This is a genomic window from Solibacillus ferritrahens, assembly GCF_037027585.1.
In the GTDB taxonomy this organism is placed as follows: Bacteria; Bacillota; Bacilli; order Bacillales_A; family Planococcaceae; genus Solibacillus; species Solibacillus ferritrahens.
Window position 1 is genome coordinate 49644 of sequence record NZ_JAXCLE010000016.1, and the last position, 22073, is coordinate 71716.

The following is a 22073-nucleotide window of genomic DNA, read 5'->3' on the forward strand; positions in this document are numbered from 1 at the left end:
ATTTGGAGTGAAGCGCAAATTTTTTTTAGGATAGTATTGTCAAGTGAAAAGTTCAACTGACTTTGTGTGGATCGGTCGAAATGATATCGAATTGATTAAAATTATATTACTTATAATAGCTACCATTCTATCAATATCTAAACCCCTTTAATATTTGGTAAATTAAAGTAAGATTTAACGCTTCTTTATTATATACAAATCACGGACAGAGCTAACTTAAAAGAATATATCTTAATAAAAATGACAGGTGTCATTAGTATTTATTGACGCCTGTCGATATTTTCGTAAGTGACCTCCAATGTACGATAAAGGTACGGAAATGGAGGGCATGAAGATGAAACGTATTGCATTAATCGATATTTTAAGAGGTATCGCCATTTTAGGGACACTAGGAACGAATATTTGGATTTTTGCCCATTTAGGGGATCTCAAGTATATAACGACCACGGATTTTAGCAGTTGGTCGAATATGGATGATATTTTACGCATGCTTGTACTGTTTGTGTTTAACGGTAAACTGCTCGGCATGTTAACGATTATGTTCGGAGTAGGGATGGCGATAAAATACGAGCAGTCCATCAGACGTAATAAGCCTTGGATTGGGATGTATAAGTGGGTGATTGTATTTTTAATGGTGGAAGGCTTTCTGCACTACGTATTTGTAATGGAATATGATGTGCTTATGAGCTATGCCGTTACTGCCGCAATTATCGCTGTCATACTAAAGCGCGGGGAACGGGCGATGACACGGGCGTTATGGGTTGCTGGAGCTTTACATTTAGGAATGCTTGCTCTTATTTTTACTTCAATGCTGCTTGGTCCCGCATTTTCAATGGCGAGCTCTCCACAGTTAATTGCGATTTATGCAGAAGGATCGTGGCTGGAGCAGGTCCAAAATCGCCTTGCGAATTTTATGCTTTTTAGAGCAGAGGCGATTTTCATACTTCCTTTAAATATATGCTTATTTATTGTTGGGATAAAACTTATGCGCAGCGGTGCTTTCTCCTTTACGGAGCGCGGCATTGCCATTCAGAGGAAGCTTCTTACTTGGGGGCTATGTCTAGGATTGCCCTTGAATGTATTAACTTTTGTACCAGGTGGTTTATTTGATTTGCCTGTCCGATATATATTTGCCCCTGTGCTGGCATTAGGTTATATAGGACTGATTGCTATTATTGTTCGGAAGTGCAGTACATGGGGAATGTGGAAGTGGCTTGAGAAAACGGGGCGCATGTCTTTAAGCTGTTACATTTTGCAAAACCTAACTGCCACAGCTATTTTCTACGGCTGGGGTTTAGGTCTTGGTGGTAATGTAAATAGTGTGGAAATTATAGGTATTTTTTGTATGATAGTAGTGGGACAAATTATATTGGTAAATGTTTGGTTAGCTAAATTTCCGTATGGACCAATCGAATGGCTGCGGAAAGGAATGCTGCAGAGGCTGGAAAGATAGGGGGGCGACATGCTGGAATGGTATCCTAAAAGTCAGGCAAGATATTATTTAATCATTGATGTACTGACGGTCCTGCTGTTTAGCTATGCGGTTGTCGTCTCGGAACAGATTCCGTCACTTGTTTTTAAAATTGTATTTATAGCCGTTTATTTAGGCGCCTATTACATAGCGCTGTGGTATCAGGATGGTCTATTGCTTCCTGCTACCGTGCTTGGTTTTGTCATTACGGCGTATTTGGCCTATATAGGTGGTCCACAGTGGATCTTCTTTCAGTTTGCCTTTGCAGACTTTGTTGGACGCGCTGTCAATCGGCGTGTTTTATGGATTGCTACGTGTATAAATTTTCTCCTTCTTGCCAGTCTCGTCTGGCGCTATCAGGATGTGCTGTTTTCAAACGCACAGTCAATTGTATTGGCGGCTATGGTTTTTATTTTGCTGCTGCCGTGGTTACGCTATTATATTGAGAAATCCAAGCTGCTTCAACGTGAAGTTGATGAAGCGGTAGTACATATTGCAATGCAGCAGGAACGTCAGCGAATCGCCCGTGATCTGCATGATACTTTAGGGCATACGTTAACGGTCATCAAGGTGAAAACAGAGCTTGTTTCCCGGCTGGTGCCAAGTGATGATCACCGGATTCAAAAGGAGCTCGATGACATTATACTGACAGTCCGCACAGCACATAAGCAGGTGCGTGAGATTATATCGGAAATGAACTTTTTATCCTTGCAGGAAGAACTTAAGCATTGTGAGCAGCTACTTAAGAATGCCGGTATTCGTGTGCAGATTGAGTATCAGCTTACAAATATTCTACTGTCCAGTGTGCAGGAAACGATGCTTGCCTATAGTATCCGGGAAGCAGTAACAAATGTTGTGAAGCATAGTCATGCGGCTACTTGCAGAATACACCTTTACCAGATAGAGGACCGAGTGGAAGTAGCTGTTATCGATAACGGAATCGGTTTATCCAATAAACAGCAAGGAAATGGGTTATTTACAATGAAGGAACGGATGAGGTCATTAAAGGGAAATGCCGAAGTGACGTATGATCAGGAGGGAACAAAAGTGTTCCTGACAATACCACTGTACTCAATACAGGAGGATGAAACATGATTAAAATTTGTATCGCCGAGGATCAGCAGTTGTTGAGGGGCGCCTTAATATCCATTATGGAGCTTGAGGAGGATTTACATATTGTAGGTGAGGCAGCAGATGGAGCAGAAGCATGGACTTTAATTGAAAAAGAAAAGCCAGATGTATGCATTTTGGATATTGAAATGCCACATTTATCCGGTTTGGAAGTAGCTGCGAAAATACGCAATCACAATTTTCCATGCAAAATCATGATTATGACAACATTTGCAAGGGCCGGTTATTTGCAGGAAGCTATGGATCTTCATATTGATGCGTATGTGCTTAAAGATGAGCCTATCCAATATGTAATTGGCGCTGTACGTAAAATTATGCAAGGTGAAAGAGTGATCAGCCAGGATCTTGCTGCAACTTTATTTATGAATGAAAAAAATCCTCTAAATGAACGGGAAATCAATGTACTAAAGCTCGTGAAGGATGGCTATACGACAAATGAAATCAGTAAAAAGTTATTTCTTACTAAAGGCACAATCCGCAACTATTTATCTTTATCTATTCAAAAGCTAGAAGTTGAAACAAGGCAGCAGGCTGTGCAAAAAGCGGTTGAAAAGGGCTGGATTTAGTTTTTAAATAGGTAGCTATTTAATTAATAGAAATTAGCAGGGAATATGGAGAACCGTACTATAAAGTAAGTGCAGTTTTTTATTAAAAAACCTGGGACAATATGAGAAATATCGATTTTTCCTTTTGGGAAAATCGATATTTTTCTGCTTCTGCCAGAATTGATTTCCGTTACGGGGACGCTTTCTGGAAGATATTTCTCCTACGGTTACTCGTCTCCAAACAAATAATGCTGTTCTCCCTGGGTTCGCCCCCTCCACTCCAATTAATCTATAGATAGGGTGTAAATTTCTTAATAAGAATCCTTCTCTTATTTAATGAAATTTCTACTTATGTCCCAGAACTTTGTTTATAAGCAAATAAATTTTAGATAGTCTTTAATATCCTGTGTGTAATTAATACACCTGCATCTGTTGCATTATAAATCAAATTAATTTATATAATTTTCCTTTTTAGTTTATTCCTTCAAGTTGAAGATTGAATTTTCTATTTACTTGATATTCTATCAGTAGGTATTTCCTTGTATTTAATTATATGAATATAATGATTTTCTGTTAACTCATCGCAGTATTTTGGGATACCTATTCATATTTTAATAGCTTTTGTTGCTAAAAAAAATTTGGGAACAAGTAGCTAATATTTAAGGGAATAGTCATGGACTTATGGTATATTTAATAAAAATATCTAAAAAATGAGAATCCTCGATTTTAGAATGCTCCAAAACAATACATTTTCGGAAAATAAATTATTTTCTTAAAATTAAAATATATATTTAATTATAATGGTAATATAATAATTGGAACTGGTAATTAATTAGAAGAGGTGATATGAATGGAGGAAAATAATGTTATGGAAAGCAAACCTTTTACATTTAATTTTCAAAGGGTTCATCAGTTAAACTTAAAAATTACATGCTTTCTGTTGGCGATAATCATAATTCCACTAATCGTTGATAATGGATTTAACGGGGCGATATTGTATATTTTAACTGCTGTTGGTGTGATAGCGTGTGCAGGCTTAAATTATTTTTTGAAGCACCCTGATACTGTTAAGGCAGTCTTATTTGCGGCATTACCCGGAACAGCAGTATTTGCATTATTCTTATTAGATGGTTTTACATTAAATAAGCATTACTTAGTTTTTATTACAATTGTAATGGCAGCAATTTATTTTAGTCGAAAGATTTTGTTTACATACGCACTTATTGTACAAATTTGTGTGGTGTTACTTTACGTTTTAGCTCCGGATAAATTTTTAGGGGAAAATCATTCGTTTACGAGCTTTCTTACAGTATTTTTCGTATATAACGGAGTTTTATATATGTTAATTAAACTAAATGAATGGGGTGGCCAATTAGTTTCTGGGTCGCAAAAACGAGAGCAAGAGACAAGTCTGCTACTGCAAGAAACGAAGGAATTAGTAGTAAAGATTGAACAAAGTGCTTATACGTTAGGTACAGAAACGGATGATGTGAAAAGTACATCAAATGCGTTAGCAACCGTGAGCGATACAATTTTAAACTCAACACAGCAAATTGCTGAATCTATACATAGTGAAGCGGATTCAATTTCTGCAATGCATAATATGATGCATGAATCGAAGCTAGAGCTTTCACAAACAGTTGATTTATCTCAAGAAGCAATGGATCATTCACAACAAGTAAATGAGCAGTTATCTAGAAATGCACAAAATGTGGATCAGGTAACGAAGCAGATGGATGTCTTAAGCGAATCGATGAATATGACAGTAATTACGATGGAAGATTTGCAAAGTAGCTTACAGACGGTGAATGATTTACTAGGTGGTATTAAAAGTATTGCCGACCAAACGAATTTGTTGGCATTAAATGCTGCGATAGAGGCGGCACGAGCCGGTGAACATGGGAAAGGCTTTGCGGTAGTGGCAGATGAAGTTCGAAAGCTAGCAGAGGAAAGTGCAGTAACGGCGTCGGAAATTACCGGAGTTACTTCTCAGCTTTTCACAAAATCTTCAGCGGCACAGGAACAATCTATGCACGGTCAAGTGACTGCGTTAGAAGGGCAAAAATTATTACAAGAAATTGCGACTGTCTTCAATAATGTCAAGAATTCAAGTGATATTTCAAACGCCAATATGAAGAAAAGTGCTCTTGCGATTGAAAAGGTTAGCAACCAGTTCACCCAACTATTAAGTGAAATTGATATGCTATCAATTGCGTCCCAGCAAAATAGTGCGGCTACAGAAGAAATTGTTTCTTCTATCTTAGAGGAAAATAAATTACTAGAAGTGATTGGTGAGGCAACAGAAAAACTTCAAACTTTAAATCGAGAGCTAATTGCCTTAACTAAATAATCCATATACCGAGGTACGAGGATGAACCGTTAGCCGGAAAAGGTATAAGGTATATGTTTAAAGGGGAGTTGAACAGTAGGAAAGGCTGACTCTTAAAAAATAAATTCCCTTCATTCTAAGTAGAGAATGAAGGGAATTATTTTTATCTAGTTATTATAACTTCTTCAAGCGTTAAGCCTGTTGATATTCCTCTTTTAAAATAGAGTAATACACACTATCCACCAGTGTTCCGCGGATCATATGATTTTTTCTCATTGTGCCTTCATGGGTCATACCTAAACGGCTCATCAATTTTGAAGATGCTGCATTTCTAGTGTCGGACTCCGAAAATACCCGTTCTAAGCCTAGCTTATTGAAGGCTAAATCGAGTATTAAGTTTCCGGCTTCGTTCATATAGCCTTTTCCCCAGAAACTTCTGTTCATCGTAAAGCCGAGTTCACCGCTTTTGTTCCATTCGTGGACGCGGAACTCGATTGCCCCAATCATTTTATTACTTTCCTTTAACACGAGTGCATACTTGCCAAGAGGCTCTTTCAAAAAATAATTTTCTATCATTTTCTTCGTTTGAGTCAGCTCTTTATGGGGTTCGAATAGGAACTTAACTGTTTCCTCATCCGCCATATATTCATACATATCTTCGGCATCCGTAAGAGAAATCGGACGTAAAAAGAGACGCTCACTTACTAATTCGCTGTGTTCTTCTAGTAATTGATTAATATTTTTCATAGTGTTTTCTCCAATTATTATGTCTTTAATTCGAGAGTGTTTTAGGCTTGTTTATCGTAACATAATATACATTTTTTTACTATAAGTTGATATGTATGTATATACATTCAATTAGAAAACGGAGTTAATCAAATGGAAGTTGAATGAATTGATCAATAATAAAGGAGGCAGCACCGAGAGCAATTGCACGATCCTTTAAAGTTGAAAATTGCACAGAATAGTTATCCCGTTGAAAATGCATAGTATTAGAATTGATTGTATCTAATATAGATTGTTCAATAAATTTTTGCGCTTTTATTATACGATTACCAATAATAATTTTTTCAGGGTTAAATGTTTGAATTAAATTGGTGATACCGAGACCGATATAGTAACCGGTTTCCTTGAATAATTGTATAACATCTTCATGGCCTTCTTCGGCTAGAGTTATTAACTGCTCTAATGAGAGTTCACGTTCTTTTAACATATAAGTTGCATCATGAATAAGGGCATATTCTGAGGCGTATGCTTCCCAACATCCATTACGGCCGCATGTGCATTTACGCCCATTCATATGTATGATGGCATGTCCGCTTTCGCCCGAATAACCGTTAACACCCAAATAAATATTATGATCAATAATAATCCCGACACCTAGCCCGATGCCTATACTTAAATATAATAGGTTTGAAGTTTCTTTATTATTTTCAAAAATATATTCTGCATAAGCACCAGCATTTGCCTCATTCGAAATATAGATTGGGAAGTCAAAGCGATTACGCAAATAGCCTCTGATATCAAAATCTTCCCAACGTAAATTGGGCGCAATAATAATTACGCCATCTTTATTAACAGAACCAGGAACAGCAACGCCTAATCCAACGATTGAGAATGGGCTAGGGGGTACATTTTCCATGAGTAATTCTATTAAATTCAAAATACTTTTTAAATACGCGTCAAGTTGGATGGTTGGTACGAGTTGGAGATTATCGAAAACAATTTCCCCTTTTAGATTAAAGACTGCTCCGTATAAATAGTTAACGCCAATATCAATGCCAAGTGCAAAACCGGCCGTTTCATTGAACCTTAATAATTGAGATCTTCTCCCTCCAGTTGAAAAATCTTTCCCGTCTTCTACGATTAGTTGATCCTCTATTAGTTCAGTTACTAAATTGGCAACCGTTGCTTTTTTTAATCCGATTTCTTCAATGATTTCTCCTCTGGAAACGATCCTTTTAGAGAAAATATAATTTAAAATTTGCTGCTTATTAAATTTTTTCCCTATTTGTTGATTCCAAGACAAAGTAGCGATCCCTCCACAAACTTATAAATTTAATTAAAGTATAACAAAATAACTTTGTTCATCCAATAGACAAACAAATATTGTCATGTTATTCTATTTTTAAATTAAGAATATTACAAATATTAAAAGGGGTGTAGTTCATGCGGAAATGTAAGGGCTTTCTTTTTGGGATTCTGTTAGTAATGTCAATGTTATTGGTGGCTTGTGGGCAGGATGCAGGCGATTCAAGCAAAGATACAGGCAAGGCTAATTCAAGTGATTCAGCAGGGGATAAATTGAAGATTGGTTTATCGGTATCGGACTTAACATTAGAACGTTGGCAGCATGACCGTGATTTCTTCGTAGCTAAAGCGGAAGAAATGGGTGCAGAAGTCGTAGTGCAGTCTGCAAATGGTGATGAAGCAAAGCAATTATCGCAAATACAAAATATGCTGTCTCAGGATTTAGATGCATTAGTAATTATTGCGATTAATTCGGATTCTTTATCTACTGTTGTAGAGCAGGCAAATGCAGAAGACGTTCCAGTATTAGCGTATGACCGATTGATTAATGGAGCAGATATCAGTGCATATGTTTCATTTGATAACGTACGTGTGGGCGAAATGCAAGCGGAGTATTTAGTGAATTTAAAACCTGATGGAAACTATTTCTTAATGGGTGGATCTCCAACGGATAACAACGCAAAAATGTTCCGTGAAGGGCAAATGAATATTATTCAGCCATTAGTTGATAAAGGTGATATTACAATTGTCGGCGATCAGTGGGCGAAAGATTGGGACGCAAATGAAGCATTAAAAATTATGGAAAACGCATTAACTGCAAACAAAAACAATATTGATGTTGTCGTAGCTTCAAACGATAATACGGCTGGTGGCGCAATTCAGGCGTTAGAAGCTCAGGGATTAGCTGGTAAAGTATTAATTTCCGGGCAAGATGCTGACCTGGCGGGTGTTCAGCGTATTGCAGAGGGCTTACAGACAATGACAGTTTATAAGCCGATAAAAGCAATTGCTGAAAAGAGTGCGGAAGTAGCGGTTCAATTAGCAAAAGGTGAGGAAGTTACTGCCACGGATTCTGTAAACAATGGTCAAATGGATGTTCCATTCATTAAGCTGGACCCAATTTCAGTAGGTAAAGATGAATTGATGACAACAGTTATTGAAGATGAATTCCATAGCTATGATGATGTATATAAAAATGTACCGGAAAGCGACCGTCCGTAAATAACAGCAAAAGGAGGGGGAGAATTTCCCTCCTTTCTTTTAAATGAGGATATCGAGAATGGTGGTGGAAACATGACTGAATATGTTTTAGAAATGAAAGGAATAACAAAAGAGTTTCCAAGCGTTAAGGCTCTGGACAATGTTACTTTTTCAGTGCGAAAAGGTGAAATCCATGCCTTATGTGGTGAAAATGGTGCAGGAAAGTCGACCTTGATGAAAGTATTAAGCGGCGTTTATCCGGCTGGCACATACAGTGGAAAAATTTTAATCAAAGGCAAAGAAGCAAGTTTCAAAAATATTAAAGAATCTCAAGATGCAGGAGTGGCAATTATTTATCAGGAGCTGGCATTGGTTGGTGAAATGACGATTGCTGAAAATTTATTTTTAGGACATGATTTAATGCGCTCGGCCGTTATTAATTGGAATGAAATTTATAAAAAGTCGATGGTAGCACTTGAAAAGGTTGGTTTAGATTTGGACCCACAAATGAAGGTATCCGAATTAACGGTAGGAAAGCAGCAACTTCTGGAAATTGCAAAAGCTCTGACGAAGGAAACGGATATTTTAATCTTAGATGAGCCAACAGCTGCTCTTACTTCGAAAACAAGGTGTAACATGCATATACATTTCGCACAAATTAGGAGAAGTAATGGAGCTGGCTGATTCTGTAACAATTTTACGTGATGGTCAGACAATCTCAACGAACTCCATCGAGTATCTCACTGAGGAAATGATCATTACAAAGATGGTAGGTCGTGAACTGACGGAGTTATTCCCTTATGAGGTGCATGAAATTAGTGATGATAATGTATTGCATGTAGAAAACTACACTTCATACAATAAATCAGGAAAAAAAGTTGTATCTAATATAAATTTCAATGTTAAAAAGGGTGAAATTGTAGGTTTTTCCGGCTTGATGGGAGCAGGTCGCTCAGAGCTGTTTATTAGTTTGTTTGGCGGAATGTCTGGTAAAAAAGAGGGTGCGGTCAAACTTAATAATAAAACCGTAACAATTAAATCACCAACAGATGCCATTAAAGAGGGATTTGCTTATGTATCGGAAGATCGTAAGCGATACGGTCTAGTACTAGGAATGGATATTGCAAAAAATACGACACTAATTGCATTAAACAAGGTGATGAAACTAAATGTGATTAGCCAAGCACTTGAAGTAAGAGTAGCAGAAGAGATTACAACTAAGATGAAATTAAAAGCACCTAATCTAGACATAGAGGTAGGAAAGCTAAGTGGCGGAAACCAGCAAAAGGTTGTTTTGAGTAAATGGATTATGAATAATCCAAAACTATTAATCTTAGATGAACCTACTAGAGGGATTGATGTTGGTGCTAAATATGAAATTTATAAAATTATGAATGAGCTTGTTCAACAAGGTGTTGGGATTGTACTAATTTCATCTGAGCTGCCCGAAGTTTTAGGAATGTCAGATCGAATTCTTGTTATGTGTGAAGGAGAAATTACGGGTGAATTTACAAGAGAAGAAGCAACTCAGGAAAAAGTAATGATGTGTGCAACTGGAGGGAAAAAACGTGATTAATGAACAGACAATCAAAAAAGAAAGTAAATTATCCTTCAAATTCGATTTACAATCCTATACCTTAATTCTTGCTTTAATTTTTATTGCTATTATTTTCACATTTTTTACTGGAGGGGAATTCTTATCTTCTCGTAATATTTCCAATTTATTTACCCAAATGTCGATCATAGCTGTACTTGCGGTAGGGATGACATTGGTAATTGTGGCAGGACACATCGATTTATCGGTAGGTTCGATAGTAGGGGTTACAGGTGGAATTGCCGCAATGCTGCAAGTTTGGCAAGGATGGAGTACACCAGTTGTTGTCCTCGCAGCAATTATAATTGGAGGTTTAATTGGATTATGGCAAGGATGGTGGGTTGCATACCGAGCAGTGCCAGCATTTATTGTTACACTTGGCGGTATGTTAATATTCCGAGGGGTTTTAATCGGCTTATCGGATGGTCAAACGATTTCATCATTAAATCCAAGTTTTAAACAAATAGGGAACAGTTATTTACCATTTATACCAGGTTATATTATAGCTGCTATAGCCGTTATTTTAATGATAACTTTCACGGTAAATAGTCGTAGAAAGCGTAAGGAAATGGGCTTATTATTATTGCCTTCTGTAATCGATTATGGAAAAGTGACAGTTTATTCTGTTGTTCTAGTAGTCATTACGTATATGTTGAATCGTTATTTAGGTATTCCTATCCCGTTTTTAATTGTAGTGGTAATTGCGCTTGTTTTCATGTTCATTACAACGAAAACAGCATTTGGACGTCGGATTTATGCAATTGGCGGCAACCCGGAAGCAGCAGCATTATCGGGAATAAATATTAAACGAAATACGCTATATGTATTCGTCAGCATGGGTGCTTTAGCAGGAGTAGCCGGTGTATTATTAACAGCGCGTTTAAATGCAGCAACAGTATCTGCCGGGAACAGTTATGAACTTGATGCCATCGCAGCCTGTGTAATTGGCGGTACATCTCTAATGGGTGGTAAAGGGAAGATTTTTGGAGCAATTATAGGTGCACTAATTATGGCAAGTATTGATAACGGAATGTCGATGATGAATATCGGCGCATATTGGCAGTATATCGTAAAAGGTTTAATTTTGATTTTGGCGGTATGGGTTGACATCATTTCTAAAAACAAATAAATCGGAGGAATATTATATGGCATATTTCAGCAATATCTCAGCAGTCAAGTATGAAGGACCAAAATCATCAAATGATTTAGCATTTAAATACTACAATCCAGAGGAAGTTGTAGGCGGGAAAACGATGGAGGAAACTTTACGTTTTGGTGTAGCCTATTGGCATACTTTTACGTATGATGGGGGCGATCCATTTGGTGCAGGAAATATGGAGCGATCATGGGATAAGTTTTCCGGCATGGACCTAGCAAAGGCACGTTTAGAAGCTTCATTTGAATTTTATGAAAAGTTAAATGTGCCATTTTTCTGCTTCCATGATGTAGACGTTGCACCAGAAGGCCAGTCATTGGCAGAAACGAATAAAAACCTGGATGAAATTATTGACATGATGGAAAAATACATGGCTACTTCTAAAACAAAGCTTCTTTGGAATACAGCCAATATGTTTTCAAATCCACGCTTTGTCCATGGTGCTGCGACATCACCGAATGCAGATGCTTTTGCCTATTCGGCTGCGAAAGTGAAAAAGGGCTTGGAAGTAGCAAAGCGTTTAGGTGCTGAAAACTATGTCTTCTGGGGTGGTCGTGAAGGCTATGAAACACTGCTTAATACAAATATGAGGTTAGAACAAGATAATCTTGGTAAGTTCTTGAACATGGCGGTAGATTATGCAAAAGAAATTGGTTATGAAGGTCAATTCCTGATTGAACCAAAGCCAAAAGAGCCGACAAAACACCAATATGACTTCGATGTAGCAACAGGGATTGGCTTCTTGCGTACGTACGGATTGGAAGATAAATTCAAATTCAATATAGAAGCAAACCATGCAACATTAGCAGGGCATACATTTGAGCATGAGTTACATACAGCACGAATTAACGGCATGCTGGGCTCAGTGGATGCCAACCAGGGCGATATATTACTTGGCTGGGATACGGATGAATTCCCTACAGACCTTTATACAAACACGTTAGCAATGTATGAAATTTTGAAAAATGGGGGCCTCGGAAAGGGCGGCTTGAACTTTGATGCAAAAGTACGACGTGGATCATTTGAGCAAGATGATTTGTTTTATGCACATATTGCGGGAATGGACTCATTTGCAGTCGGACTGAAGGTTGCCCATAAGCTATTGGAAGATGGTGTGTTAGAAAACTTCGTAGATAATCGTTATAGCAGTTATAACGAAGGTATCGGCAAACAAATTGTTGATGGGACTGTCGGCTTCAAGCAGTTGGAAGAATATGCTTTAGGGCTTGGGGAAGTTAAAAACAGCTCTGGTCGTACAGAGAAATTGAAAATGATTATAAATCAGTACATTTTAAATGCTATAGCTGAATAATTGTTGTAAATAAGCTTTTTGAGGCTAGAGCAAAAGATTTATACTTTTGGTCTAGCCTTTTATGCAGTATGAGGGTGGAGGCAGAAATATGAAGTACGTAATCGGGATTGACCTAGGAACAAGCGCAGTAAAAGCACTGTTAATGAATGAGCAAGGAACCATTGTCGATGAAGCATCAAGAAGCTATCCGCTTGTTCATGAAAAGCCAAGTTACTCAGAGCAAAATCCAAATGATTGGGTGACTGGAACTAAAGCGGCAATTCAGGAAATTGTTAAACGGTTTACGGAAGATGTTTCTACTATTGTAGGGATTAGTTATTCTGGTCAAATGCATGGATTGGTGCTACTTGATGAAAACAATGATGTTCTTCGACCTGCAATCTTATGGAATGATACACGGACAACAGAGCAGTGTAAGCAAATTGTTGAACATGTTGGACAGGAGGAACTGCTGAGAATCACTAAAAATAATGCTCTGGAAGGCTTTACGTTACCGAAAATTTTATGGGTAAAGGAATATGAACCGGAAATTTTTAATGCAGTAAAAACTTTTCTATTACCTAAGGATTATGTGCGTTTTGTAATGACTGGAAATTTGCATATGGATTATTCCGATGCGGCAGGCACATTATTACTGGATATAGAAGAGAGCGAATGGAGTCAGGAAATAGCTGCAGTGCTGGGAATTGATTTAACAATATGTCCACCGCTTGTGTCATCGGCAACAGAAGTGGGGCAACTGACAGAGGAATTTGCTAAAAGCACAGGATTAACGACTGCAACTAAAATTTATGCTGGTGGTGCGGATAATGCATGTGGGGCAATTGGTTCTGGTGTTGCAGGCGATGGTAAAACAATGGTCAGTATCGGTACATCGGGAGTGCTATTATCATACGAGGAATCCAATTCAAAGGATTTTGAAGGAAAGGTACACTACTTTAACCATGTTGTAGAAGATGCTTACTACACGATGGGAGTTACGTTGTCGGCGGGGCATTCCCTTAGCTGGTTTAAAGAGAGATTTGCGGAAGGGCAGTCTTATGATGAATTATTTACGGGGATTGATACAATTGCTCCCGGAAGTAACGGATTATTGTTTACACCGTATATTGTAGGTGAACGCACACCTTATGCAGATTCTACGATTCGTGGAAGCTATATTGGCATTGATGCGGCACATACGAAGCTACATTTTGCGCGGGCTGTGATGGAGGGAATCGTTTTTTCACTGCGTGATTCGTTAGAGATTTTCCGCACCTCGGGCAAAGATATTACCAAAATGGTTTCCATCGGCGGTGGCGCAAAAAGTCCAGTCTGGCTACAAATGCAGGCCGATATTTTTAATGTTACGGTGTATAAACTAAAAAACGAGCAAGGGCCAAGTATCGGTGCTTGTATGATTGCAGCGGTAGGAGCGGATATTTACACAGATTTTGAAGAAGCTGTTCAGGCTTGTGTTCAAATAGAAGGGAAATTTGAACCGAACCCTGAAAATGTTGAAATATACAATCAGCTATATGCAATATATCAACAGATTTACACTCAGACAAAAGCGTTAAATGAACAATTAAATCTATTTCGCTAGGGAGGAATTCACAATGAATGCAGTAAAATGGGGAATTTTAAGTACAGCAAATATTGCGCAAACGCAATTGATTCCAGCTATAAGACGTGCTGAAAATGCGGAAGTCATTGCGATTGCCAGTCGTGGCCCAAAGGTACATGCGATCGCTGAAAACTTAGGGATCAAAAGAGCTTACGAGAGTTATGAAGAATTATTAAATGATCAAGAGGTAGAAGTGATTTATATTCCGCTCCCAAATAATTTACATAAAGAGTGGGTCATTAAAGCAGCAAAGGCAGGAAAGCACATTTTATGTGAAAAACCTGCTGCATTAAACGAAGCTGAGCTAGAAGAAATGATTACAGTTTGTAATGAAGAGAATGTACAGTTTATGGAAGCGTTTATGTACCAATTTCATCCACAGCATATGCGAGTGAAAGAAGTTATTGATTCTGGAGAAATTGGTGAGGTAAAACTTTTTAAATCAAGTCACTCATTTTATTTAACAGACAGTAAAGGTGACATCCGCATGGACGCAGAAAAGGGTGGGGGTGCCATTTGGGATGTGGGCTGCTATTCCGTTCATGCAATGCAATTGATTTTGGGGAAAGAAGTTAAGTCACTTTCATTTAAAAGGATTATAGATTCAAAAACAACTGTTGATGTTTCTGCTTTTGGAATAGTCGAGCTGGAAAATGGAATCCATGGCATGATCGATTGTAGTTTTGATATGACAGAACGAAATGAATATGAAATAGTTGGGACGAAGGGAACGGTAAAAGTTAAGAATGCATTTAGACCAGACCGTCTAAGCGGGAATGGACAAATTACTATTAACACTTTAACAACAGAACGTATCGAACAAACCGGCGGAGACATATACAAGCAAGAGGTTGAATACTTCTCCGATGCTGTACGTACTAATGGAGACCTGACAGTACAGCATAATTATTCACGCAAAAATGTGGGGGTTTTGCATGCGATTCAGCAATCGGTAATCACAAATCAACAAATCGTATTAGCCGATTACGTTTGCAATGATTGAAGTTAGACCTTTTGGACAAATAAACAAGCATCCCGTTTATGAAGTTATTTTAACGAATGCAAATGGAATGTATGTAAGCAGTTGTACATTAGGGTGTATTATAACGGCAATCGCTACCCCCGATTCTAAAGGAATAATTGAGAATGTTGTTTGTTCATTTGATACGGCAGAAAAATATAAACAATATCCGCAGTTTTTTGGTGCTGCGATTGGACCTTTTGCAGGCCGTCTTGAAGATGCTACTTTAGAAATCAATGGAGTTTCTTTTCAAGCGAGGGCAAATGAGGGACAGCATTTACTGCACGGCGGAAATGACGGTTTTCACAATCAGCTGTGGCAATTTGAAACAGGTGTTTCCTCACGTGGACAATTTGTAAAATACTTTCTTAATTTCGAATCCGTTGATTTTCCTGGAAAGTTAAATATGTCTATTACCTATACATTAACAGCCGGTAATGAGCTAATCATTTCTTATGAAGGTATAAGTGATACAGACACGATTTTAAACTGTACAAATCATAGTTACTTTAATTTAAGTGGAAATTTAAAGCGTACGATTGAAGAGCATGCTTTAAATTTTTCCAGTAGAGGAATGCTTTATATTGATGAGCGGGGGTTACCGTTGGGCAATATAGAAAATGTAGTTGGAACAATATTAGATTTTAATGATAAGAAATATTTGAAGGAAGTCATTGGGAGTAACTCTACGCAAGTCAAATTGGCGAGCGGAGGCATAGATCATCCATTTCTATTAGAAAAAAATGAAATTGAATTATCGGAGGAAGAAAGTGGCCGCAAACTTACAATCATAACGGATGAACAAGCTTTAGTTGTATATACGGGCAGTAAAATCAGCAGTGGGTACTCATTTAAAGAAGCGCCCGCACAAAATTTTTTAGGTATTTGTTTAGAAGTACAAAATGTTCCAAATAGCGTGAAATATAAACATTTACCAAGTTCTATAATAAAAAAAGGAATTCCTTACCATCATGAAACAATCTACAGATTTACAAATCTATAATAAATATGTCGCAGAATAGAAGAAGCACCATTCGATTATAAAACGAATGGTGCTTTTAACTTTATATATTCGAATGATGGGCAGCCGAAGTAGAAACTTTTTCTTCTCTTTCGTTTGTTTTTCTCGTTAAAGAAAAGACTGCACATGCTAAAGCAACTAGTACAAGTGCGCCACCATACCAAGCTGCGTGAGAAATTGAATTGGTTTGATTTAAAACAATACCACCAAATCCTGAACCCATTGAAATACCGATTTGTAATGCTGAATTGTTAAAGCTTTGTTGAATATCCGAAGTAGCTGGATCTGTTTGAATCAGGTAACTTTGCTGAGGTGGAGATAGACTCCAACTTAATGCACCCCAAATCATCATAACCGGTATAAATACAATAAGTGAAAAGGTCATGAATGGCAGCAGGAACAGCACGACAGCAAACGAAATGATGACAATAATAATACTTTTAGGGGCACCAATCTTATCTGAAAGTGTGCCTCCAAATGCGCCACCACTCACTGCAGCAATCCCGAATAATAGATAACAAAGACTGATCCAGCTTGAACTCAGATTAAGCTCTGTTTCCAAAAATGGAGTGAAGTACGCATATATTGTATAATGTCCTGCCAGCATAAACATCGTGGCAAGATGGGCCGTACCAATTTTGGAGCTGGTAACTGCCTTTAATTGTTGTGAAAGTGGAACGGCCATTTCACCAGGAATGCGCTCTAAATAAATAGAAATCAGGATAAAAGAGCCTATCGATAATATGGCAATCCCTAGGAAAATAACACGCCAACCGAAATAATCGGAAATTAAAATTCCAAGTGGTACACCTAATACAAGCGACGAACTAATACCCATATAAATAAGACCTAGCGCCTTTGCTCGATGTGTCGGTGCAACAACTTTTGCAGCGATTATTAAAGAGAGCACAGTGATCAGTGATGTACTCATGGCACTTAAAACACGGGCAAACATCATAAAGGTGAAGTCCGTACTGAAATAAGTCATGATATTACTGATGAAAAATATAAACAACGAAATAAGGTATAACTTTTTCCGTTCGACCTTACTCGTTAAAACTAATAGCACTGGACCGGCAATCGCATAAATAAGGGCAAATACCGTAATTAGCTGCCCGGCCGAGCTTATTGAAATATTCAAATCCGTTGCAATAATTGGAAGAATACCGCCAACGATTAATTCAACCAAACCTACAGCAACAGTTGATAATGCGAGTATAATAACTTTGAAATTCATAATCTGCTATACATCCTTTCTGATGAAAAATTTAGAAAATAAAAAAATCCTGATTACAAAAAATGAGATTAATCATTTTCTGTAATCAGGATTTTAAGGTTCCTGGTAGAGACCCTCAAGCCGTATCCTTGAGGTTATACAGTACTATATTACTATATTGTTGTGTAATAAAACGAGCACTTGAATAGTTTACTAGCTTTCATTTGATTTATCAAGTTTTTTAATTTTGATTTAACAGGGAGGGAAATAAATAAGTTTGTAACGTTTATTTCACGCTCCGCTATAAGTAAAGCTATATTTTCCTATTTTCTTCATAATGACACGGCAGAGGAAGTCTCCAATTGTAGTGAATTGCTGACAAACGTATTGCAACTACAACCAGAACGATTAGTGTGAGTGCGAGAGGGGAGCTCAAGCCAAGCCAAATAGAGATGGCACATAAAATAGTTAATATCGCATGAATTTCTTCCTTCAATGCAAGCGGTTTTCTACCAGCAATCACATCCCGCATTACCCCGCCGCCTACTCCTGTAAATAGGGCGGCCAAAATCATCACATCTAAATCATTGGAATAAACTTCACTTGCTAGCATGGCACCTTGAAGGGCAAAAGAAGCAAGACCAATTGAATCGAAAAACATTCCCCATCTTCTCCAATGGTCAGTCCATTTTAGTGGAATTAACACGATGATGATTAATGTTATGAACACTGTTAAAATAGTGGATTGCTCCCACAGTTCAGTAGCAGGAATCCCTATAATTACATTTCGAATCAGCCCTCCTCCAAAAGCTGTAATAAAACCTAAAGCAAATACACCTATAAATGAAAATCTCGCTTCAAGAGCGACAAATGCTCCCGTTGCTGCATATGAAATAATCCCGATAAAATGAAGAACAACCCATGACATCCTTTTATAACCCCCTTTAAAATACAAAAAACTCCACCACAAGACGTCTTTTAAAAAGACCTTGTAGTGGAGTAATAAATTAGCAATACCTACTAACGAATCAATCCATTTTATAAAATGTAAATAGCACCCCAACAAATAATTATTGGAATTCCATTTATTTCTTTTATTATACTATTTTGTTTTAAAAGAACAAGTTGGAGAGAGAAGGGTTTATTTTTTTTAAAGTTATATTGTATAGTTTGAATAAACTAGGGGGTGTGTACAAATGGGGAAGAAGGAAACCATTTTTAATGAAATCGTACGAAAAGTACGTAAAGAGCTATATGGAAAAGGACCGGATAGAATTTATACGCATTTCGTGGAGAATATGGCTGTCACAACGATGTACGGCATTCTGACACCTACTGAAAAATTTATTATTCAATCAGAAGAAGGAAAAAAGGTTATCCACAATGCGAGAACCCAAATGATTCAGGAAATTTATAAGCAACAGGTTCCTGAAGGATTGGAGGAGCTCGTCGAATCAAAGCTGCTTCATTTATTTTCGGATATAAAGGTGGAAGAGGATATGGCTGTATCGGTATTTATATTTGAAAAGTCAATTGTGTAGGGGTATAGGTACCATATTTTCAATTATTTCTTTACAATGGACTTTATTTCTAATAGAATGAGAAAAGATTAAAATACCTGAGTTGTTCAGGAGAGGTTCATAGCTGATACCCTCTATAAAAAACTATGGATACATGCATATTATGCCATGTCCATATCGGATGTGGCTTTTTTTATTGCATCCGATAGTTTTTTATTGATGATGATACGCTTAACCCCTCCTTGGAATACTTTGGTATGAACGAAGGAGGGGTTTTTCATGTCTAGTAGACACGAAAAAGATGGTTTAGAGGATTTAACGTTATTAGGAAATCAAAATGTGAAATATGCTTTTGAATATGCACCAGAAGTGTTGGAGTCTGTTGATAATATGCATGTTGGCCGCGATTATTTTGTGAAATTCAATTGTCCAGAGTTTACGAGTCTTTGTCCGATTACACAGCAGCCGGACTTTGCGACGATGTATATTTCGTATATTCCGGATCAGAAAATCGTGGAGAGTAAGTCGTTAAAATTATATTTATTTAGTTTCCGTAATCATGGCGATTTCCATGAAGACTGCGTGAATATTATTATGAATGATTTAATCAAGCTGTTAGACCCGCGCTACATAGAAGTATGGGGTAAATTTACGCCGCGGGGAGGCATTTCAATTGATCCTTGGTGCAATTACGGTCGTCCTGGCACAAAATATGAGGAAATTGCCAACTACCGTTTAATGAACCATGATTTATATCCAGAAAAAATCGACAACCGTTAAAAATTAAATATACCTTGCAGGTGAAAGAGGTTATTAGCGACCCTCTATAAAAAACTAAGATTAAACAGCACATAATCTTAGTGCTGTTTTTTCGTTTAAAAGGAGCAAAAAGATGAAGGACGAAAAAGCACTCGTCGTATTTAGCGGCGGACAGGATAGTACAACATGTCTGTTTTGGGCATTAAAAAATTTTAAAGCAGTGGAAGTTGTTACATTTGATTACGGACAACGGCATGCATTGGAAATTGAATGCGCTAAAAAGATTGCCGAAGAACAGAATGTACGACACCATATTTTAAATATGGAGCTACTGAATCAGCTTGCACCAAATGCCTTAACACGTGATGATATACCAGTGGAAGAAGGGGAAAAGGGTGGATTGCCATCAACCTTTGTACCGGGACGAAATTTACTGTTTCTATCGTTTGCGGGTGTGTTGGCAAGCCAAATCGGCGCAAAGCATATTGTCACAGGTGTATGCGAAACGGATTTTAGCGGTTATCCGGACTGTCGCGATATATTTATAAAATCGTTGAATGTGACACTGAATTTATCAATGGATAGCCCCTTTGTAATTCATACACCGCTCATGTGGATTGATAAAGCTGAAACATGGGCATTAGCCGATGAGCTTGGCGCATTTGAGTATGTTAGAGAGAAAACACTGACTTGTTATAACGGCATTATTGCGGATGGATGCGGGGATTGCCCAGCATGTAAGCTGCGATTACAAGGGATGGAAACGTACTTATACTCGAAGGAAACAGGAGAGGTATTATGATAAGAATTTTATTTTATTTAGTATCTATTGTGACGGCAAACGTTGTAACAGCACGTTTTGCACCGCTTGAATTGGGCATGTTTATTATACCGATGGGTTCATTCTTAATTGGTGCGACATTTATATTCCGTGACTTAGTGCAAAATAAATACGGTCGTAAAAAAACATATGGCTTCATTTTACTGGCATTAGTTTTATCTGCAACTGTATCGTTCTCATTAGGCGATACGTTAATTATTGTAGCTGCATCTGCACTATCTTTTTTAGTGGCAGAAACGGCCGATACAGAAATTTACACACGTCTAAAATTACCGATGGCGTGGCGTGTGTTCTATAGTGGAATTGTCGGAGGTTTTTTGGATTCTATTGTGTTTGTTGTAGTGGGGCTAAGTCCTTTAGGAGCAGGCTTTGTACCTTGGGCAGCGGTACCAGCAGCAATTGTAGGTCAAGTAATTGTGAAAACAGTAATGCAAATGGTGGGTGCCATGATTTTAAGTCAAGGGCTCGCTTATAATGATCGACGTCTAGCGAAAGCGGCTTTATCAACAGTAAGCAAAGGTTAAGATTTTAACAAAATGCCATTCCCAATGAATAGGGGGTGGCTTTTTATGGGTTTTAACTAAAAAATAAGCGGAGAATTTACCGTTATCTGCATACTGACCTTATTTTTAAGGGGAAATAACGGTAGTTTTTTCCGTTATTCAGAGAAAAAACAACTCTTTTCGTGTTTTGGAGCGCAATAAGCGGAATTTCTTCCTTTATTTTTGCTGTTTTTAAGATTTAAATCCTAATAAGGGAAATTTATTCCCTTATTTTTTTCAATATGAATACAAAAAACAAGGCTGCATTAAAAGTCAATTTGACCTCCAACACAGCCTTGTTCCAGTACATTCTTTTATAATTGTGGACCTCGTGTATCCTCGTCCACAATGACTAAAATCTTACCAGCTTTAAATTCTTCATCATAACGGTCTGCTTCCTCTGCGGAAATACCCATTCCTACAAAGGCACCTGCCAATCCACCAATACTACCGCCAGCAGCTAATCCTGTCAGCCCTGTAGCGATTGGTCCAGCAGCTACGATAGGACCTACTCCTGGAATGGCCAGAGCTCCAAGTCCTAAAAGGATACCACCAATGCCACCTAAAGCGCCGCCAGCAGCTAGACCTGCAGCTGCACCGCCTGCAACATCAGCACCTGTTTCAGTGGAAACGTGATCTATATCAGTTTTGCTTTTACTAATAATTGAAATATCCTCCGAGCGGTAACCTTGTCGCTTTAAATCCTCGATAGCGGCGATTGCCTCTTGTTCTGTATCATAATATCCTACAGTATGCTTTGCCATGTCTTTCATCCCCT

19 protein-coding genes, 1 pseudogene and 2 riboswitches are annotated in these 22073 nt (G+C 37.8%); of the genes and pseudogenes, 15 read left to right on the forward strand and 5 right to left on the reverse strand.

Translation table 11 applies throughout. The features are described from left to right. Positions 1–334: 334 nt before the first annotated feature. The 4 genes from SNE38_RS14860 to SNE38_RS14875 all read left to right on the forward strand — a co-directional run bounded on the left by SNE38_RS14860 (position 335) and on the right by SNE38_RS14875 (position 5497). Positions 335–1453 (forward strand): DUF418 domain-containing protein, encoded by a 1119-nt coding sequence (locus SNE38_RS14860; protein WP_336046797.1) that lies wholly within the window; start codon positions 335–337, stop codon positions 1451–1453. A 9-nt stretch (positions 1454–1462) separates the two neighbouring features. Further along, entirely contained in the window at positions 1463–2566 is a 1104-nt protein-coding gene (locus SNE38_RS14865; protein ID WP_191704846.1) for a sensor histidine kinase, read from the forward strand. Next, positions 2563–3168: a response regulator transcription factor gene (locus SNE38_RS14870; protein WP_191704847.1), complete on the forward strand. Its 606-nt coding sequence runs from the start codon at positions 2563–2565 to the stop codon at positions 3166–3168. The genes SNE38_RS14865 and SNE38_RS14870 overlap by 4 nt, the downstream gene beginning before the upstream one ends. Before the next feature lie 829 nt (positions 3169–3997). Next, complete coding sequence (locus SNE38_RS14875) at positions 3998–5497, forward strand: methyl-accepting chemotaxis protein (RefSeq protein WP_336046799.1); 1500 nt, start codon at positions 3998–4000, stop codon at positions 5495–5497. Positions 5498–5668: 171 nt separating this feature from the next. Here SNE38_RS14875 and SNE38_RS14885 read toward each other — a convergent pair whose 3' ends face one another. Together SNE38_RS14885 and SNE38_RS14890 are read right to left on the reverse strand one after the other, a co-directional pair. Beyond that, positions 5669–6223 carry a GNAT family N-acetyltransferase gene (locus tag SNE38_RS14885; protein ID WP_336046800.1) on the reverse strand — a complete coding sequence of 185 codons (555 nt, stop codon included), beginning with the start codon at positions 6221–6223 and terminating at the stop codon, positions 5669–5671. Between the two features lie 124 nt (positions 6224–6347). Further along, positions 6348–7505, reverse strand: a complete 1158-nt coding sequence (locus tag SNE38_RS14890) for an ROK family protein (RefSeq protein ID WP_191704850.1) — start codon at positions 7503–7505, stop codon at positions 6348–6350. Between the two features lie 140 nt (positions 7506–7645). On the opposite strand from SNE38_RS14890, the gene xylF reads away from it, so the two are divergent. The 7 genes and pseudogenes from xylF to SNE38_RS14925 all read left to right on the forward strand — a co-directional run bounded on the left by xylF (position 7646) and on the right by SNE38_RS14925 (position 16399). Continuing rightward, positions 7646–8728 (forward strand): D-xylose ABC transporter substrate-binding protein, encoded by a 1083-nt coding sequence (gene xylF / locus SNE38_RS14895; RefSeq protein ID WP_336046801.1) that lies wholly within the window; start codon positions 7646–7648, stop codon positions 8726–8728. Between the two features lie 72 nt (positions 8729–8800). Beyond that, positions 8801–10283, forward strand: a pseudogene (locus SNE38_RS14900) (sugar ABC transporter ATP-binding protein). Next, positions 10276–11430, forward strand: a complete 1155-nt coding sequence (locus SNE38_RS14905) for a sugar ABC transporter permease (RefSeq protein WP_318247709.1) — start codon at positions 10276–10278, stop codon at positions 11428–11430. The pseudogene SNE38_RS14900 and the gene SNE38_RS14905 overlap by 8 nt, the downstream one beginning before the upstream one ends. A 16-nt stretch (positions 11431–11446) precedes the next feature. Beyond that, complete coding sequence (gene xylA / locus SNE38_RS14910; RefSeq protein ID WP_336046802.1) at positions 11447–12769, forward strand: xylose isomerase; 1323 nt, start codon at positions 11447–11449, stop codon at positions 12767–12769. Positions 12770–12857: 88 nt separating this feature from the next. Continuing rightward, entirely contained in the window at positions 12858–14354 is a 1497-nt protein-coding gene (gene xylB, locus SNE38_RS14915) for a xylulokinase (RefSeq protein ID WP_336046803.1), read from the forward strand. Between the two features lie 13 nt (positions 14355–14367). Further along, complete coding sequence (locus SNE38_RS14920) at positions 14368–15378, forward strand: Gfo/Idh/MocA family protein (protein ID WP_191704855.1); 1011 nt, start codon at positions 14368–14370, stop codon at positions 15376–15378. Then, positions 15371–16399, forward strand: coding sequence for an aldose epimerase family protein (locus SNE38_RS14925; protein WP_336046804.1), 1029 nt, complete (start codon positions 15371–15373; stop codon positions 16397–16399). Before SNE38_RS14920 ends, SNE38_RS14925 begins: the two co-directional genes overlap by 8 nt. A gap of 61 nt (positions 16400–16460) precedes the next feature. Here SNE38_RS14925 and SNE38_RS14930 read toward each other — a convergent pair whose 3' ends face one another. Next, positions 16461–17654: an MFS transporter gene (locus tag SNE38_RS14930; RefSeq protein ID WP_336046805.1), complete on the reverse strand. Its 1194-nt coding sequence runs from the start codon at positions 17652–17654 to the stop codon at positions 16461–16463. Between the two features lie 62 nt (positions 17655–17716). Next, positions 17717–17816, reverse strand: a riboswitch (purine riboswitch). Positions 17817–17946: 130 nt separating this feature from the next. Next, positions 17947–18561 (reverse strand): trimeric intracellular cation channel family protein, encoded by a 615-nt coding sequence (locus SNE38_RS14935; protein WP_191704858.1) that lies wholly within the window; start codon positions 18559–18561, stop codon positions 17947–17949. A 268-nt stretch (positions 18562–18829) separates the two neighbouring features. On the opposite strand from SNE38_RS14935, the gene SNE38_RS14940 reads away from it, so the two are divergent. From SNE38_RS14940 to SNE38_RS14955, 4 genes are all read left to right on the forward strand, one after another. Then, the gene (locus SNE38_RS14940; RefSeq protein ID WP_191704859.1) at positions 18830–19174 is read left to right on the forward strand and encodes a DUF2294 domain-containing protein; all 345 of its coding nucleotides are present in this window, start codon (positions 18830–18832) and stop codon (positions 19172–19174) included. An 86-nt stretch (positions 19175–19260) separates the two neighbouring features. After that, positions 19261–19307: riboswitch (PreQ1 riboswitch) on the forward strand. A gap of 125 nt (positions 19308–19432) precedes the next feature. Next, on the forward strand, positions 19433–19933 hold the full coding sequence (queF, locus tag SNE38_RS14945; protein WP_191701623.1) for a preQ(1) synthase: 501 nt from the start codon (positions 19433–19435) through the stop codon (positions 19931–19933). Between the two features lie 112 nt (positions 19934–20045). After that, positions 20046–20714, forward strand: coding sequence for a 7-cyano-7-deazaguanine synthase QueC (gene queC, locus SNE38_RS14950; RefSeq protein ID WP_191704860.1), 669 nt, complete (start codon positions 20046–20048; stop codon positions 20712–20714). Continuing rightward, positions 20714–21277 (forward strand): VUT family protein, encoded by a 564-nt coding sequence (locus SNE38_RS14955; protein ID WP_191704885.1) that lies wholly within the window; start codon positions 20714–20716, stop codon positions 21275–21277. The genes queC and SNE38_RS14955 overlap by 1 nt, the downstream gene beginning before the upstream one ends. A 332-nt stretch (positions 21278–21609) precedes the next feature. Here the strand turns inward: SNE38_RS14955 and SNE38_RS14960 are convergent, their stop codons facing one another. Then, on the reverse strand, positions 21610–22059 hold the full coding sequence (locus tag SNE38_RS14960; protein WP_191704861.1) for a general stress protein: 450 nt from the start codon (positions 22057–22059) through the stop codon (positions 21610–21612). Between the last annotated feature and the right edge of the window lie 14 nt (positions 22060–22073).

Excerpts from the sequence above, each read along its gene's own strand:
- SNE38_RS14860 (WP_336046797.1), top strand. The coding sequence starts at position 335 with ATGAAACGTATTGCATTAATCGATATTTTAAGAGGTATCGCCATTTTA.
- SNE38_RS14865 (WP_191704846.1), top strand. The coding sequence starts at position 1,463 with ATGCTGGAATGGTATCCTAAAAGTCAGGCAAGATATTATTTAATCATT.
- SNE38_RS14870 (WP_191704847.1), top strand. The coding sequence starts at position 2,563 with ATGATTAAAATTTGTATCGCCGAGGATCAGCAGTTGTTGAGGGGCGCC.
- SNE38_RS14875 (WP_336046799.1), top strand. The coding sequence starts at position 3,998 with ATGGAGGAAAATAATGTTATGGAAAGCAAACCTTTTACATTTAATTTT.
- SNE38_RS14885 (WP_336046800.1), bottom strand. The coding sequence starts at position 6,223 with ATGAAAAATATTAATCAATTACTAGAAGAACACAGCGAATTAGTAAGT.
- xylF (WP_336046801.1), top strand. The coding sequence starts at position 7,646 with ATGCGGAAATGTAAGGGCTTTCTTTTTGGGATTCTGTTAGTAATGTCA.
- xylA (WP_336046802.1), top strand. The coding sequence starts at position 11,447 with ATGGCATATTTCAGCAATATCTCAGCAGTCAAGTATGAAGGACCAAAA.
- xylB (WP_336046803.1), top strand. The coding sequence starts at position 12,858 with ATGAAGTACGTAATCGGGATTGACCTAGGAACAAGCGCAGTAAAAGCA.
- SNE38_RS14920 (WP_191704855.1), top strand. The coding sequence starts at position 14,368 with ATGAATGCAGTAAAATGGGGAATTTTAAGTACAGCAAATATTGCGCAA.
- SNE38_RS14925 (WP_336046804.1), top strand. The coding sequence starts at position 15,371 with ATGATTGAAGTTAGACCTTTTGGACAAATAAACAAGCATCCCGTTTAT.
- SNE38_RS14930 (WP_336046805.1), bottom strand. The coding sequence starts at position 17,654 with ATGAATTTCAAAGTTATTATACTCGCATTATCAACTGTTGCTGTAGGT.
- SNE38_RS14935 (WP_191704858.1), bottom strand. The coding sequence starts at position 18,561 with ATGTCATGGGTTGTTCTTCATTTTATCGGGATTATTTCATATGCAGCA.
- SNE38_RS14940 (WP_191704859.1), top strand. The coding sequence starts at position 18,830 with ATGGGGAAGAAGGAAACCATTTTTAATGAAATCGTACGAAAAGTACGT.
- queF (WP_191701623.1), top strand. The coding sequence starts at position 19,433 with ATGTCTAGTAGACACGAAAAAGATGGTTTAGAGGATTTAACGTTATTA.
- queC (WP_191704860.1), top strand. The coding sequence starts at position 20,046 with ATGAAGGACGAAAAAGCACTCGTCGTATTTAGCGGCGGACAGGATAGT.
- SNE38_RS14960 (WP_191704861.1), bottom strand. The coding sequence starts at position 22,059 with ATGGCAAAGCATACTGTAGGATATTATGATACAGAACAAGAGGCAATC.